At 69.7% G+C, this 13,637-nt stretch carries 14 protein-coding genes; 10 read left to right on the forward strand and 4 right to left on the reverse strand.

Going from position 1 to position 13,637, the window contains the following annotated elements; all coding sequences use genetic code 11:
- Positions 1-14 precede the first annotated feature (14 nt).
- From F1D61_RS29680 to F1D61_RS29690, 3 genes are all read left to right on the forward strand, one after another.
- Entirely contained in the window at positions 15-1,007 is a 993-nt protein-coding gene (locus F1D61_RS29680) for a galactosyltransferase-related protein (RefSeq protein ID WP_203155611.1), read from the forward strand.
- Positions 1,004-2,068: a glycosyltransferase gene (locus tag F1D61_RS29685; RefSeq protein WP_203155612.1), complete on the forward strand. Its 1,065-nt coding sequence runs from the start codon at positions 1,004-1,006 to the stop codon at positions 2,066-2,068. Before F1D61_RS29680 ends, F1D61_RS29685 begins: the two co-directional genes overlap by 4 nt.
- A gap of 327 nt (positions 2,069-2,395) precedes the next feature.
- Positions 2,396-2,830: a GlcG/HbpS family heme-binding protein gene (locus tag F1D61_RS29690; RefSeq protein WP_203155613.1), complete on the forward strand. Its 435-nt coding sequence runs from the start codon at positions 2,396-2,398 to the stop codon at positions 2,828-2,830.
- A gap of 312 nt (positions 2,831-3,142) precedes the next feature.
- Here the strand turns inward: F1D61_RS29690 and F1D61_RS29695 are convergent, their stop codons facing one another.
- Positions 3,143-3,364: a hypothetical protein gene (locus F1D61_RS29695; protein WP_203155614.1), complete on the reverse strand. Its 222-nt coding sequence runs from the start codon at positions 3,362-3,364 to the stop codon at positions 3,143-3,145.
- Positions 3,365-3,762: 398 nt separating this feature from the next.
- Positions 3,763-5,154, reverse strand: coding sequence for a cytochrome P450 (locus F1D61_RS29700; protein WP_203155615.1), 1,392 nt, complete (start codon positions 5,152-5,154; stop codon positions 3,763-3,765).
- 103 nt (positions 5,155-5,257) lie between these two features.
- On the opposite strand from F1D61_RS29700, the gene fumC reads away from it, so the two are divergent.
- The 3 genes from fumC to F1D61_RS29715 all read left to right on the forward strand — a co-directional run bounded on the left by fumC (position 5,258) and on the right by F1D61_RS29715 (position 7,223).
- Positions 5,258-6,667 carry a class II fumarate hydratase gene (gene fumC, locus F1D61_RS29705; RefSeq protein ID WP_203155616.1) on the forward strand — a complete coding sequence of 470 codons (1,410 nt, stop codon included), beginning with the start codon at positions 5,258-5,260 and terminating at the stop codon, positions 6,665-6,667.
- Positions 6,668-6,747: 80 nt separating this feature from the next.
- A complete protein-coding gene (locus F1D61_RS29710; protein WP_203155617.1) occupies positions 6,748-6,939 on the forward strand; it encodes a DUF4169 family protein in 192 nt (63 codons plus the stop codon).
- Entirely contained in the window at positions 6,936-7,223 is a 288-nt protein-coding gene (locus tag F1D61_RS29715) for a ribbon-helix-helix domain-containing protein (protein WP_203155618.1), read from the forward strand. Before F1D61_RS29710 ends, F1D61_RS29715 begins: the two co-directional genes overlap by 4 nt.
- A 2-nt stretch (positions 7,224-7,225) precedes the next feature.
- Here the strand turns inward: F1D61_RS29715 and F1D61_RS29720 are convergent, their stop codons facing one another.
- Complete coding sequence (locus F1D61_RS29720; RefSeq protein WP_203155619.1) at positions 7,226-7,717, reverse strand: hypothetical protein; 492 nt, start codon at positions 7,715-7,717, stop codon at positions 7,226-7,228.
- Between the two features lie 367 nt (positions 7,718-8,084).
- Positions 8,085-8,906: a YgfZ/GcvT domain-containing protein gene (locus F1D61_RS29725; protein ID WP_203155620.1), complete on the reverse strand. Its 822-nt coding sequence runs from the start codon at positions 8,904-8,906 to the stop codon at positions 8,085-8,087.
- 95 nt (positions 8,907-9,001) lie between these two features.
- On the opposite strand from F1D61_RS29725, the gene F1D61_RS29730 reads away from it, so the two are divergent.
- The 4 genes from F1D61_RS29730 (at position 9,002) to F1D61_RS29745 (ending at position 13,081) form a co-directional block, all read left to right on the forward strand.
- Entirely contained in the window at positions 9,002-10,342 is a 1,341-nt protein-coding gene (locus tag F1D61_RS29730) for a dihydroorotase (RefSeq protein ID WP_203155621.1), read from the forward strand.
- Positions 10,343-10,546: 204 nt separating this feature from the next.
- Entirely contained in the window at positions 10,547-10,945 is a 399-nt protein-coding gene (gene secG, locus F1D61_RS29735) for a preprotein translocase subunit SecG (RefSeq protein ID WP_203155622.1), read from the forward strand.
- Between the two features lie 142 nt (positions 10,946-11,087).
- Positions 11,088-12,716 (forward strand): CTP synthase, encoded by a 1,629-nt coding sequence (locus tag F1D61_RS29740; RefSeq protein WP_203155623.1) that lies wholly within the window; start codon positions 11,088-11,090, stop codon positions 12,714-12,716.
- A gap of 155 nt (positions 12,717-12,871) precedes the next feature.
- Positions 12,872-13,081, forward strand: coding sequence for a DUF2934 domain-containing protein (locus F1D61_RS29745; RefSeq protein WP_203155624.1), 210 nt, complete (start codon positions 12,872-12,874; stop codon positions 13,079-13,081).
- Positions 13,082-13,637: the final 556 nt, after the last annotated feature.

Genomic DNA, 13,637 nt, shown 5'->3' on the forward strand with positions numbered 1-13,637 from the left:
GAGCGCGCGTCCGCATGTCCTCCGTATCCGTCGTTACCCTGGCCAAGGGCCGTCCCGCACACCTCGCCAACGTGCTCCGCGGCCTGGAACGCCAGACCCGGAAGCCGGCCGAGTTCATCGTCGCGGTGATGCAGGACGACCTCTACGATCTTCCCGAGGCCTCGTTTCCGGTGCGCCAGTTCCGGGTGCCGGGCGAGGCGCTGCCGCTCGCCGCCGCGCGCAACCGGGGCGTCGCCCTCGCCACCGGGGACGCGGTCGTGTTCCTCGACGTCGACTGCATCCCCGCCCCCGACCTCGTCGCCGATTACGCCGCCGGGCTCGCCACCCTCGACGGCCTGCTGATGGGCGAGGTGCTGCACCTGCCCGAGCACGCGACCGCGGGCGACTGGGCCTACGCGGATCTGGCCCGGGTCGCCGAGAAGCATTCCGACCGCCGCGGCCCGCCGGCCGCCGGCCTCGAGATCTGCCACGATTACCGCTGCTTCTGGTCGCTCAACTTCGCGATCCGGCGCGCCACCTTCCTGGCCACCGGCGGCTTCGACGAGCGCTATACCGGCTATGGCGGCGAGGACACCGATTTCGGCAAGCTCCTCGACCGGCGCGGCCTGCCGATCGCCTGGATGAAGGGCGGGCTCGCCTACCACCAGTACCACCCCCACCACATGCCGCCGGTCCACCACCTCGACAGCGTGGTGCGCAACGCCGAACTGTTCGAGGCCAAGTGGGGCTACCGCACCATGGGGCACTGGCTCCACGCCTTCCGGGTCATGGGACTGATCGACGACACGCCCGACCGGCCGATCCGCATCCTGCGCCGCCCGGACGCCGCCGACCTCGCGCTGACCGGGCAGCAGGGCCACCAGCCCTACACCAACTCGGCCTCCGTCATCCGCGCCCTCGAAGCCAAGGAAATCGAGACCAGGGAGACCGAGACCAGGGAGATCGAGTCGCGGAGAGCCGCAGCGAGGCAGGGCGAAGCTCGGGAGCCGGCCCCGGTGCCGGCGTGAGGATCGCGCTCCTTGCCCATCTGCGCCACCCGATCGCGCCGCCCTTCGCGGGCGGCCTGGAGGCCTATTGCTGGCACCTGGCCGACGGGCTGACCGCCCGGGGCCACGAGGTGGTGCTGTTTTCCTCCGGCGACAGCGACCCGCGCTTCACCCTCGAGCCGGTCATCCCGGTCCACCACGAGAAGAGCTTTCCGGGCCTCGAGCACCGGGGCGATCCCGGCCTCAAGGCCCATGTCGATGCTGCTTACGCCGCCGCCTGCGACCGGATCGCGGCTGGCGGCTTCGACGTCGTCCACAACAACTCCCTGAGCCGCTTGCCCCTGGAGCGGCGGCGCACGGACGCCGTCCCGACGCTTACCTCGCTGCACGTGCCGCCCTATGACGGCTTGCGCTGGTTCGTGCACGACAGCCCGGCGCCCGGTCACCGCCTCACCGCCACCTCGGCCGCGCATCTGCGGGCGTGGTGGCCCGACGGCGCCCCGCCGGAGGCGGGCATCCTGCACAACGGCATCGATCCCGCATCCTGGCCCCATGCCGAGCGGGGCGACGGCTCGGCCGTGTGGAGCGGGCGGATCGCCCGCGTGAAGGGCGCGCACCACGCGATCGCCGCCGCGCGGCGCGCCGGCCTGCCCCTGACCCTGTTCGGCCCGATCGAGGAGCCGGACCACTGGGAGACCGACATCCTCCCGCATCTCGGCGGGCCGATCCGCTACGGCGGCCACCTGCCCGGACCGGTGCTCGCTCCTGAACTCGCCCGCGCCTCGGTCTTCCTGTTCACCCCGTGCTGGGACGAGCCGTTCGGGCTCGCGGCGATCGAGGCGATGGCCTGCGGCCTGCCGATCGCGGGCTTTGCCCGGGGCGCGGCGGCGGAGATCGTCGGCGAGGCCGGGTGCCTGGTCCCGTCCGGCGACGAGGCGGCCCTGGCCGGCGCCATCCACGAGGCGCTCGCGATCCCGCGGCGCGTCCCGCGCGAGCGGGTCCTGCGTCTGTTCACCCGCGACCGCTGGCTCGATGCCTGCGAAGCGCTCTACGCCCGGCTCTCCGCGTCGCCAGATCCGTGAGGTCGCCGGGGTCGGAGGCACGGCGCCAGCGGGCCGAGAGGCCGATGCACCGATTCATCGCGGGTCAAGTCCGCGATCGACGGGGCTATCGATTGATCTCGAACTTCCGGCCCCCGGGCCGGAGGTCTGGCGAGAAACCGTCCTCGCTGGTGTGAAGCTTCCCGAGAAGCCGGCATGGGCCGAAGGTTTCGATCATGTCCGCGAGCCTCGTGACAGTCCCGAGGACGAAGGTCCGGGCTGACAATGCCGGGCCTGTCGTCGCATGCCTGCGTCGAACGAGTGTGGAATCCGTCACGGTCGGGGCGGAATATCCGAGGAGGCACGCGCATGCATGTGACGATCGAACAGGCCGAGACGGCGATCCGTGCCGCCCGGGACAAGGCGGTCGCGCTCGGCACGCAGATGTGCATCGCCGTCGTCGATTCGGGCGGTAACCTCAAGGCGTTTCACCGGATGGACGGCGCCTGGGTCGGCTCGATCGACATCGCGCAGAAGAAGGCGAAGACCGCGGTGTTCTTCGGCATGAAGACCGGTGCGATCGGCGGCCTGTCGCAGCCCGGCGGTCCGCTCTACGGCATCGAGCACTCGAATGACGGGCTGATCACATTCCCGGGCGGCATCCCGATCGTCGATGCCAGCGGCGAGATGTCGGGGGCGATCGGCGTGTCCGGCTCGTCGGTCGAGAACGACGATGCGGTGGCCCTCGCCGGCGCTCAGGCAATCGGCGACACGGAATTGCCGGAACATCCCTGGCGCACCTGAGGGCAGGTCGAACGCATCGGCCCTCGTTCGGTCGATGCGCAAGGCGGGTCGCAATTCGCGCGAGCAAGGGCGACCTCGCAGTCGAGGATGCAGGGGAATCGCTTCAGCGTTCTGCGTGCCTCGAGGCTGTGGCGATCGTGCGGTGAGCGCACGAGGTCGACGGCCATATGGTGCACCACCGCCATGTTCTGCGGGCCCGATCCCGTCCGCAGGCGCACGAGATCGTCGTGGGTGGCGGGACGGTTGGCCTCGAGCGCCAGCAGGTGGCATGGGGGCCTCGCAGAGCGTCGAGCCCCTCCTCAACCACGATCCTCAGCCCCGGGTGCCGGGCTCGGCCGGGGTGTCGAGGATGTCGCCGAGCCGCTCGACCGAAGGGCGGAACTGCCGGGAGTCCTGCCAGTACCGGGAGAGACGCAGCACCGGCCCGCTGACCTCGCCTTCCGGCATGGTGAATGCGACGAACTCGCCGGTGGTGAGGCCGACGAGCCGCGAGCCGGCTGCCCCCAGGGTGATCACCCGCGGCTCGACCGCCATCGTCTTCGGGGTCTGGATGCCGCACAGGCTCTCGACCGGCAGCGACCGGCCGGCCGCGCCGGGACTTCCCCCGCACCCGCTCCTTCGGCATCGGCGAGATCACGGCCTAGGGCGGCGGCGAAGGGTGAGGACGCGGAGGCCATCCGCCACCCTCGGCGGCGGGTCGCCGATCGACTCCGCCCCAGGATCGCGAATTCGGCAGGCCTGATAGATGCCGCTCGCACGGATGCCTGCCGTGCGTCGCGGAAAGCCTGGTGCGAAGAGTCTCCCTCGATTCCGGTCAGTTCGGTGAAGACGGGGATCGCGAACGGCGCGGGCTAAAGTATTTCGTTCGACAATCTACTGTCTTGCCTGAATGATCAGTCGAACCGGCTCGTTCGGCGCATGGCCGCGTCCGGTCACCCCCGTGCCGTCACCCTCATCCGCAGGCCGTCCCGCGGCCGGAGCGTCACCCGGTGCAGCGGCACCACGGGCCCTGCCTCCGGTGCCCGGTCGAGGCGCACCGCGTGGAGCAGGTGGGCGAGCACCAGGGTCGCCTCCATGATGGAAAAGCTCGCGCCGATGCAGATGCGCGGGCCGGCGCCGAAGGGCAGGTAGGCATAGCGGTCGATGCGGCCGCGGTTCTCCGGCAGGAAGCGCTCGGGGATGAACGCATCGGGTTCGTCCCACAGCCGGCGGTGGCGATGCAGCACGTAGGGAGCCACCGTCACCAGCGAGCCGCGCGGGATCTTGATCCGGCCGATCCGGTCCTCGGCGAGCGCCTGCCGGCTCATGAACGGCACCGGCGGAAACAGCCGCATCGCCTCCTCGAGCGCCGCCTTGGTGCGGGGCAGGGTGTCCGAGCCCGGAGCCGGGTTTTTCGCGAAGGCGGCATCGATCTCGGCCTCCACGCTCGCCCGCGCCGCCTCGTCCTGCGACAGGCAGTAGAGGGTCCAGGTCAGGGCGTTGGCGGTGGTCTCGTGGCCGGCGCCGATGAAGGTGACGATGTTGGCCCGCACCTCCAGGTCGGACAGGCCGCGGCCGGTCTCCGGGTCCTGCGCCTTCAGGAGCAGGGTCAGGAGGTCGTGCGGCGCCTCTTCCCCCGACGCGACGAGCGCCCGGCGGCGCTCGATCAGCTCGTCCACCACCTCGGCGAAGAAGCGGAGCGCCGGTCGGGCCTTGAGGCGGCCGATCCGCGGCAGCCAGTCGGGCATGCCGAAGACGTCGAGGGGATCGATGGGCCCCAGCGCCTCGAAATAGCGGGTGATGGCGCGGCCGAGCGCATCGGGCTCGCGGGAGAGGCCGTGGGTGAAGATGGTGCGTTCCAGCACGTCGAGGGTGACGCGGGTCATCTCGAGCGCCGCATCGACGCTCTGCCCGTCCCGCTTCTTCATCCGGCGGGCGAGGCGGGCGGCGGCCTCCGCCATCGGCATCTCGAAGCGGGCAACGTGGCGGGGCGAGAAGATCGGTGCCAGGGTGCGCCGCTGCAACCGCCACTCGTCGCCCTCGGCGGTGAGCAGGCCGTTGCCGAGGCCCGGCGCCAGCACCCGGCGCTGCAGGTCGTCCTTGCGGTAATTGGCGGCGTTGTCGACCAGCACGTGGCGGATCGCGGCCGGATCGCTCACCACCGTGACGCGGCCGAGCGCGCCCTCGCCGGTGACGATCGGCTGCTCGAAATGCTCCTCGTACCAGGTGGTCAGCGGGTTGGCGCGGGCGGCGCGCAGGAAAGCGAACAGCCCCATCGGCTGGTTGCGCGGCCGGGGCACGGCGGGGCGGAAGGGGGCGGCCGGGGCCGCCGCGGGCGCAAGCATCCGGGCTCCTTGCAAGGCGGGCGATCCGGCGTGTGCCGGGGCATCGCGCAATCGCCACTCATGGCTTAAGTAGGCGCCGTTTCGCACCGCCAAAGAGGCCAAGATGTCGCCGACCGAGACCACCACCCGCACGGAATCCGATACGTTCGGGCCGATCGAAGTCCCGGCGCACCGCTACTGGGGTGCCCAGACCCAGCGCTCGATCCAGAATTTCCGCATCGGCACCGAGCGGATGCCCGCACCCCTCGTCCACGCGCTCGGCCTCGTCAAGCAGGCCGCCGCCCTGGTGAACCAGGATCTCGGCGTGCTCGAGCCGAAGCTCGCGCAGGCCATCGCGGCTTCCGCCGCCGAGGTGGTCGAGGGCCGGCACGACGACGAGTTCCCGCTGGTGGTCTGGCAGACCGGCTCGGGCACCCAGTCGAACATGAACGCCAACGAGGTCATCGGCAGCCTCGCCAACGAGCGCCTGGGGGGCAAGCGCGGCGGCAAGTCGCCGGTGCATCCCAACGACCACGTCAATCGCGGCCAGTCCTCGAACGACACCTTCCCGACCGCGATGCACATCGCGGTGGCCCGCGAGATCAACGACCGGCTGATGCCGGCGCTCCAGCACCTGCATGCCGCCCTCGACGCGAAGGCCAAGGAATTCGGCGAGATCGTCAAGATCGGCCGCACCCACCTGCAGGATGCGACCCCGGTCACGCTCGGCCAGGAATTCTCTGGCTACGCCGCGCAGGTGGCGCTGGGTGGTGCCCGCGTCGGCGCGACGCTGCCGGGCGTGCTGGCGCTGGCTCAAGGCGGCACGGCTGTCGGCACCGGCCTCAACGCGCATCCCGACTTCGCCGAGAAGTTCGCCGCCAAGGTGGCTGAGCTGACCGGGCTGCCCTTCACCTCGGCCGACAACAAGTTCGAGGCCCTGGCGACCCACGACGCCCTGGTGTTCACGCAAGGAGCGCTGAACGCGCTGGCGAGCGGCTTGTTCAAGATCGCCAACGACATCCGCCTGATGGGCTCCGGCCCGCGCTCGGGTCTCGGCGAGATCTCGCTGCCCGAGAACGAGCCCGGCTCGTCGATCATGCCCGGCAAGGTCAACCCGACCCAGGCCGAGGCGCTGACGATGGTGTGCTGCCAGGTGGTCGGCAACGGCACCACCGTGTCGATGGCCGGCAGCCAGGGCCACCTGGAGCTCAACGTCTACAAGCCGGTGATCGCCAACGCGGTGCTGCAATCGGTGCGGCTCCTGGCCGACGCGGCGGTGAGCTTTGCCGACAACTGCGTCGTCGGCATCAAGCCGAACCACGACCGCATCGCCGACCTGATGAGCCGCTCGCTGATGCTCGTCACCGCGCTCGCGCCCTCGATCGGCTACGACAAGGCCGCCGAGATCGCCAAGACCGCGCACAAGAACGGCACCACCCTGAAGCAGGAGGCGTTGCGCCTCGGCTACGTCACCGAGGCGCAGTTCGACGCGGTGGTGCGGCCCGAGGACATGCTGGCGCCGAGCGCCGAATAACCGCAATCTGACACCCGTCCCGCGCAGCTTATCGCCGCGCGGGGCGTTTCCCAGGACGCGGGGGCGCGGAGGATCGGGTCATGGCCGAGATCATCAACCTGAAGCAGGTCCGCAAGGCCCGCGAGCGGGCCGCCAAGGAGGCCCAGGCGGTGGAGAACCGCGTCGTCTTCGGCAGGCCGAAGGCGGCGAAGACCCGCGAGGAGGCCCGCAAGAGCCTGGAGACCGCCCGGCACGAGGGCCACCGGCTGAAGACCCCCGACGGCGAGGCATGAGCCTGGAGAGCGGTCCGCCTCCGGGCGTCCTGCCCGAGGGCGGTTTGCTCAAGCGCTCGCTCGTCATCGCCGGCCACCGCACCAGCGTGTCGCTCGAGGCGGCGTTCTGGGAGGCTTTGCGTCAGCTCGCCGTGGCGCGGGGGCTTTCGGTCCAGGCCCTGGTCGGGCGGATCGACGCGGAGCGGGGCGGGCAGAATTTGTCGTCGGCGATCCGGGTGTTCGTGCTACGGGCGGTGTGGCCGGGGGAGGGGGCTGATCGCCTGCAGTTCCCGGGGAGTGGGTGAGGCTATCGACTGTCGCTGCTCTGGGGCGGCGATTGTAGCCTGTCCCTTGTCCCTGCAATCGACGGAACGAACGCCTCGCTACGCAGGGCGGCGACGACGATTAGGCCGATGATGACGGGCGCCATGATGGCCGTCACCGTCGCAATGAACAACTGCCGCCAGAAGTTGCCGGCCGCCTTGACCTCCCTGACGACAGCACTCTTGAGCGTGTCCTGCCGGGCTTGCTCGATCTCCTCGGCCATGTAGGCCCGGGCGGCGACGTCGAAGAACGAGGCGGCCCTGATGCGCATCTGGTCGAACTGATAATCGGTGATATTCCCAATCCAGGTCTCGACCTCGCTGGCCGTCGGCGGCCGGCCATGCGTGACAGTGTGATGTGTTACCCACTCGCGTCGTTCATGCGCGAAGAGGGCATAGGTGCTGAAGTCTTCGGCTCCGGCGGTGGCGCCGTCGCCCGTGAGCTTGTCAAAGACCTCGCGATCGTTGCTCGGCATCGCTTGAATTTCGACTGCTCGGACTTCGACTATTTGGACTTCGGCAGAAGCTTTCTCGCTCCATAATGTCCACTCGAGGAGGACTTGAACTCGCCGGTCTGCTCGGCGGCCTTGGACAAGGCTTCGTGAACGCGATTGACGCCGTCCCTTGTCATGGGCGCCGTCGCCCCGCGCGGCGTGATCGTCACGAAACGGCCGGTTCCCGAGCTCCGCTGTCCCCAGCCCTTCTTCGTGTCCATCGATCGACCCCCGGCGCCATGGTCATCGTCTCAGGCTCGCGGATGCTCCGCAAGCGACATCTGCTGACATGGTGCCGGGGCGCTGCTCCTCCAAATTCGGAATCACTTCCACCTCTGACTGGGTCTCCTCACACCGGCCACGCAAACGTCGCGAAACCCGGCTTCTCCACCGCCACCGCCCGCCCGCCGGCCAGCACTGTCTCCCCCGCCGCCAGCGCCTCGCCGAGGCGGTCGATCCGCACCATTGCCAGTCCGCGCGACCCGCCCCCGCCGCCGGTCTGGCCGAGGCTGCGCTCGCCGGCCGTCACCGGCTCTCCCGCCGGGCCGGCCTCGCCGTCGCGATAGACCACCGGCACGATGCGGGTGCGGGCGGTGCCCCGATGCTGCATCCGCGACACCACCTCCTGGCCGACGTAACAACCCTTCTTGAAGTCGACCCCGCCGAGCTGGTCCATCAGCGCCTCGTGCGGGAAGGCGTCGCCGAAGGGGAAGTCGCCCCCGCCCTCCGGCACGCCGAGGCCGATGCGGTGCGCGGCATAATCGGCGGCATCGGCATCCGCCGCCGGAAACTCCGGGGCGTGGAGGCGCCAGCCGAGTTCGGCGAGGCGCCCGTCGCGTAAGGACGGGGAGGGGGCCTCCATGCCCCATCCTGCCGCCACCGCGAGCGGCAGCGCTGCGACCGTCACGTTCGCCCGCAAGCGGTAGAGCGTCAGGCGCTTAAGGAGGTCGGGTGCCTTCTCGCGGGCGACGTCGAGATGGAAGCCGTCGGGCGCGCGGCTCACCAGGAAGTCGAACAGGATCTTGCCCTGCGGGCTGAGGAGCGCACCGAGCCGGGCTTCGCCCTCCGGCAGCGTCTCGACGTTGCAGGTCAGGAGACCCTGGAGGAAGCTCGGCGCATCGGGGCCGGTGACCGCCACGACGGCGCGGTCCGGCAGGAGAGCAAGCGGCATCGGGGGTCCTTTGCTTGAACCGCGGGCGGGGCTGACATAAGCCGCCTGCGCCCGGCCCTCAATCGCGGTCCAGGGGCGAACGAGGAATGCGACCGATGAGCCAGAGCTTCGACCTCCTCCTGCGCGGCGGCACCGTGGTCAACCACGACGGCGAGGGTCTGGCCGATCTCGGCGTGACGGCCGGGCGCGTCGCCGCCATCGGCGACCTGTCGCGGGCTGACGCCGGCCGCACCCTCGATTGCCGCGGCCTCCACCTCCTGCCCGGCGTGATCGACAGCCAGGTCCATTTCCGCGAGCCCGGCCTCGACCACAAGGAGGACCTGGAGACCGGGTCCCGCGCCGCGGTGATGGGCGGCGTGACCACGGTGTTCGAGATGCCCAACACCGTGCCGCAGACGACCGATCCGGGCGCCCTCGACGACAAGCTGAAGCGCGCCCATCACCGGATGCATTGCGACTTCGCCTTCTGGGTCGGCGGCACGCACGAGAACGCCAAGGACGTGGCCGAGCTGGAGCGCCTGCCGGGGGCGGCCGGGATCAAGGTGTTCATCGGCTCCTCCACCGGCTCGCTCCTCGTCGAGGACGATGCCGGCATCACCGAAATCCTGAAGCGCACCCGCCGCCGCTCGGCCTTCCACGCCGAGGACGAGGCGATGCTGCGCGACCGCAAGGGTCTGCGGGTGCCCGGCGATCCGTCCTCGCACCCGGTCTGGCGCTCGCCGGAAGCCGCGCTGAAGGCGACCGAGCGCCTGGTGCGCATCGCCCGCGAGACGGGAGCCCGCATCCACATCCTGCACATCTCCACCAAGGAGGAGATGCGCTACCTGGCCGAGCACAAGGACGTCGCCACCTGCGAGCTGACGCCGCATCACCTGACGCTCGACGGGGACGAGGCCTATGCCCGCCTCGGCACGCTCGTGCAGATGAACCCGCCGGTGCGCGGCGCCGACCACCGCGACGGGCTGTGGTGGGGCCTGTCGCAGGGCGTGGCCGACGTGCTCGGCTCCGACCACGCGCCGCACACGCTGGAGGAGAAGCGGAAGGCCTACCCGGATTCCCCCTCCGGCATGACCGGCGTGCAGACCCTGGTGCCGGTCATGCTCGACCACGTCGCCGCGGGCCGGCTCTCGCTGCAGCGCTTCGTCGACCTCACCAGCGCCGGCCCGAAGCGCATCTTCGGCATCGCCCGGAAAGGCCGGCTGGCGGTGGGCTACGACGCCGACGTGACGGTGGTGGATCTGAAGCGCCGCGAGACCATCACCAACGCCTGGATCGCCTCGAAATGCGGCTGGACGCCCCATGACGGCCGTCAGGTCACCGGCTGGCCGGTCGGCACCGTGGTACGCGGCCAGGCGGTGATGTGGGACGGCGCGCTCACCGAGCCGTCGCGGGGCGAGGCGGTGCGGTTCGAGGAGGGGTTCCCGGCGCGGGGGTGAGCCACCACGGCTGAGCCCTTCCCCCTCTGCGGGGGAGGGTTCGGGCGCGGGCTCGAACCAAGTCTTCTGCCACTCCAATCCATCTCTCGCCCTTGGCTCCGGCGCACTTCTCGTATAGGAGCGCCCGGAATTGGAGGTCCGGACGCACCCGCGTGCCGGCCGTTGCCACGTTGGCGGCCCTGACCGGGCCGGCCCGGAAGCCCGATGCAGACCGTCCTGATCGTCGTCCACCTGATCATCGTCCTCGCCCTGATCGGCGTGGTGCTGCTGCAGCGCTCCGAGGGCGGCCTCGGCCTCGGCGGCGGGGGCGGCACGCAGGGTTTCATGACCGGCCGTGGCCAGGCCAACGCGCTCACCCGCGCCACCGCGATCCTGGCTGCCCTGTTCTTCACCACCAGCATGGTCCTGGCGATCATGTCGCACCGGGGTGCCGGCCCGCGCTCGATCTTCGACGGCGCCGGCACCAAGGCCCCGGCTGGGCAGACCGCGCCTTCCGGCAACGTCCTCGACCAGCTGCGCCAGCAGCAGGGTGATGCGCCGGCCACGCCCGCTCCGGCGGCGCCCGCCGCGCCGGCCGCCCCCGCGGCGCCGCAGTCGCGCTGATCCTCAAGTTCGGCGGCGTTCCGGCGCCGCCCCTCTTCCCAAAAGAATCCTGTGAGTCCGGCCGGCCCTGCCGCCCGGACATGACCCCGTTGAGCTGGCGGCGTTTGGCAACCCGGCCACGCCTGTGTATGGAGCAAGTCCCATGACGCGGTATGTTTTCATCACCGGCGGCGTGGTCTCCTCGCTCGGCAAAGGCCTCGCTTCCGCCGCCCTCGCGGCCCTGCTCCAGGCCCGCGGCTACAAGGTCCGCCTGCGCAAGCTGGACCCCTACCTCAACGTCGATCCGGGCACGATGAGCCCGACGCAGCACGGCGAGGTCTTCGTCACCGACGACGGCGCCGAGACCGATCTCGATCTCGGCCATTACGAGCGCTTCACCGGCGTGCCGGCGACGCGGGCCGACAACATCACGACCGGCCGGATCTACCTCGACATCATCACCAAGGAGCGCCGGGGCGACTATCTCGGCGCCACCATCCAGGTGATCCCGCACGTCACCAACGCCATCAAGGAATTCGTCCTCGACGGCAACGACGCCTACGACTTCGTGCTGGTCGAGATCGGCGGCACCGTCGGCGACATCGAGGGCCTGCCGTTCTTCGAGGCGATCCGCCAGCTCGGCCAGGAACTGCCCCGCGGCACCTGCGCCTACGTCCACCTGACACTCCTGCCCTACATCCCGTCGGCCGGCGAGCTGAAGACCAAGCCGACCCAGCACTCGGTGGCCGAACTCCGCTCGATCGGCATCCAGCCCGACATCCTGCTCTGCCGCTGCGACCGCGCGATCCCGCGCGAGGAGCGCCGCAAGCTCGCCCAGTTCTGCAACGTGCGCGAATCGGCCGTCATCGAGGCCCGGGACGTCGGCACGATCTACGAGGTGCCGCTCTCCTACAAGGAAGAGGGCCTGGACCGCGAGGTGCTGGCGCATTTCGGCCTCGAGACCGGACCCGAGCCGAAGCTCGACCGCTGGCACGACATCGTCGGCCGGATCAAGAGCCCGGAGGGCGAGGTCTCGATCGCCATCGTCGGCAAGTACACGGGCCTCAAGGACGCCTACAAGTCGCTGATCGAGGCGCTGAGCCACGGCGGCATCGCCAACCGGGTCAAGGTCAACCTGGAGTGGATCGAGTCCGAGGTGTTCGAGCGCGAGGATCCGGGCCCGTTCCTGGAAGGCCTCAACGGCATCCTAGTGCCCGGCGGCTTCGGCCAGCGCGGGGCGGAAGGAAAGATCCGCGCCGCCCGCTACGCCCGCGAGCGCAAGATCCCGTATCTCGGCATCTGCTTCGGCATGCAGATGGCGGTGGTCGAGGCGGCCCGCTCGCTCGCCGGCATCGCCGACGCCAATTCGACCGAGTTCGGCCCGACGTCGGAGCCGGTGGTGGGTCTTCTCACCGAGTGGATGCGCGGCAACGAGCTGGAACGCCGCATCGCCGAGGGCGACCTCGGCGGCACGATGCGGCTCGGCTCCTACACGGCGGCCCTGGAGCCGGATTCGCAGATCGCCAAGATCTACGGCGGCACCCGCATCGCCGAGCGCCACCGCCACCGCTACGAGGTCAACATGGCCTATCGCGAGCGGCTGGAGGCCAAGGGGATGCGCTTTGCCGGCCTGTCGCCGGACGGGCTGCTGCCGGAGACCGTCGAGGTGGTAGGCCATCCCTGGTTCATCGGCGTGCAGTTCCACCCCGAGCTGAAGTCGCGCCCGTTCGAGCCCCACCCGCTGTTCCAGAGCTTCGTCGCCGCGGCGATCGAGCAGAGCCGGCTGGTCTGACGGTCGGCGACCGGACCAACATAGGTTAGCGCTGGGGCGCGAAGTCGCTCTCAGCGCTGCCGTTCCGTCGCGACATCGATACCGACCCACGGTATAGGGACCCCAACGAGCCGGCCCCGGCAGTGGATGGGCCGGCCTGGGAGAGGTCATCGGTGATGCGTGAGATACCCCTGGCGGCGATCCGGGCCCGCGCCTACGACATCTGGGAGCGCAACCACCGCCCGGACGGCTACGAGATCCAGTTCTGGCTCCTCGCCGAGCGCGAATTGCGGGCCGAGCAGGAGAGCCGGCGCGATGCCGATCTGGCCGGCGCCGCGTCCGTCCCGGCGGCGGTCGATGCCCCGGTCGAGACGGTCGGCGGTTAAGGCTTTCGCGAATAGCCTGTTTTTATGATTTCGACTGGGGAAAGCGGCGGATAGCACGACGTATCCTATCCTTCACCTCATCCTGAGGTGCGACTGAAAGGAGCCTCGAAGGAGGGCTCCAGGGATCGCCGAGGCCTCCGGAGCCCTGCTTCGAGGTCAGTCGATCTTCGATCGCGTGCGATCTCTGATCGCCTGACCTCAGAGCCTGTTTGAGCAGCGTGATTTGACGAAAACTGAGAAAAATCAGGAGATATCCTACCCTTCCACCTCATCCTGAGGTGTTGGCGATCAGAGATCGCACGCGATCGCAGATCGACTGACCTCGAAGGAGGGCTCCAGAAGCCTCGGCGATCCCTGGAGCCCTCCTTCGAGGCTCACTTCGTTCGCACCTCAGGATGAGGTTGGCGGGTAGGATGATTTCGTCTGCCTCAAATATTGGGTAGAAATCACACTTAAACAGGCTCTCAGGATCAGGCCTTTTAGGTGGCTTTTATTGTGAATGATCTTTATTTTATCCGATGTCGACACGCCATCTTCTCTCGATCGGCGTTCTGGT

Source organism: Methylobacterium aquaticum (genome assembly GCF_016804325.1).
In the GTDB taxonomy this organism is placed as follows: Bacteria; Pseudomonadota; Alphaproteobacteria; order Rhizobiales; family Beijerinckiaceae; genus Methylobacterium; species Methylobacterium aquaticum_C.

Excerpts from the sequence above, each read along its gene's own strand:
- F1D61_RS29740 (WP_203155623.1), top strand. The coding sequence starts at position 11,088 with ATGACGCGGTATGTTTTCATCACCGGCGGCGTGGTCTCCTCGCTCGGC.
- F1D61_RS29730 (WP_203155621.1), top strand. The coding sequence starts at position 9,002 with ATGAGCCAGAGCTTCGACCTCCTCCTGCGCGGCGGCACCGTGGTCAAC.
- F1D61_RS29725 (WP_203155620.1), bottom strand. The coding sequence starts at position 8,906 with ATGCCGCTTGCTCTCCTGCCGGACCGCGCCGTCGTGGCGGTCACCGGC.
- F1D61_RS29680 (WP_203155611.1), top strand. The coding sequence starts at position 15 with ATGTCCTCCGTATCCGTCGTTACCCTGGCCAAGGGCCGTCCCGCACAC.
- F1D61_RS29700 (WP_203155615.1), bottom strand. The coding sequence starts at position 5,154 with ATGCTTGCGCCCGCGGCGGCCCCGGCCGCCCCCTTCCGCCCCGCCGTG.
- F1D61_RS29690 (WP_203155613.1), top strand. The coding sequence starts at position 2,396 with ATGCATGTGACGATCGAACAGGCCGAGACGGCGATCCGTGCCGCCCGG.
- secG (WP_203155622.1), top strand. The coding sequence starts at position 10,547 with ATGCAGACCGTCCTGATCGTCGTCCACCTGATCATCGTCCTCGCCCTG.
- F1D61_RS29715 (WP_203155618.1), top strand. The coding sequence starts at position 6,936 with ATGAGCCTGGAGAGCGGTCCGCCTCCGGGCGTCCTGCCCGAGGGCGGT.
- F1D61_RS29720 (WP_203155619.1), bottom strand. The coding sequence starts at position 7,717 with ATGCCGAGCAACGATCGCGAGGTCTTTGACAAGCTCACGGGCGACGGC.
- F1D61_RS29695 (WP_203155614.1), bottom strand. The coding sequence starts at position 3,364 with ATGGCGGTCGAGCCGCGGGTGATCACCCTGGGGGCAGCCGGCTCGCGG.
- fumC (WP_203155616.1), top strand. The coding sequence starts at position 5,258 with ATGTCGCCGACCGAGACCACCACCCGCACGGAATCCGATACGTTCGGG.
- F1D61_RS29745 (WP_203155624.1), top strand. The coding sequence starts at position 12,872 with ATGCGTGAGATACCCCTGGCGGCGATCCGGGCCCGCGCCTACGACATC.
- F1D61_RS29710 (WP_203155617.1), top strand. The coding sequence starts at position 6,748 with ATGGCCGAGATCATCAACCTGAAGCAGGTCCGCAAGGCCCGCGAGCGG.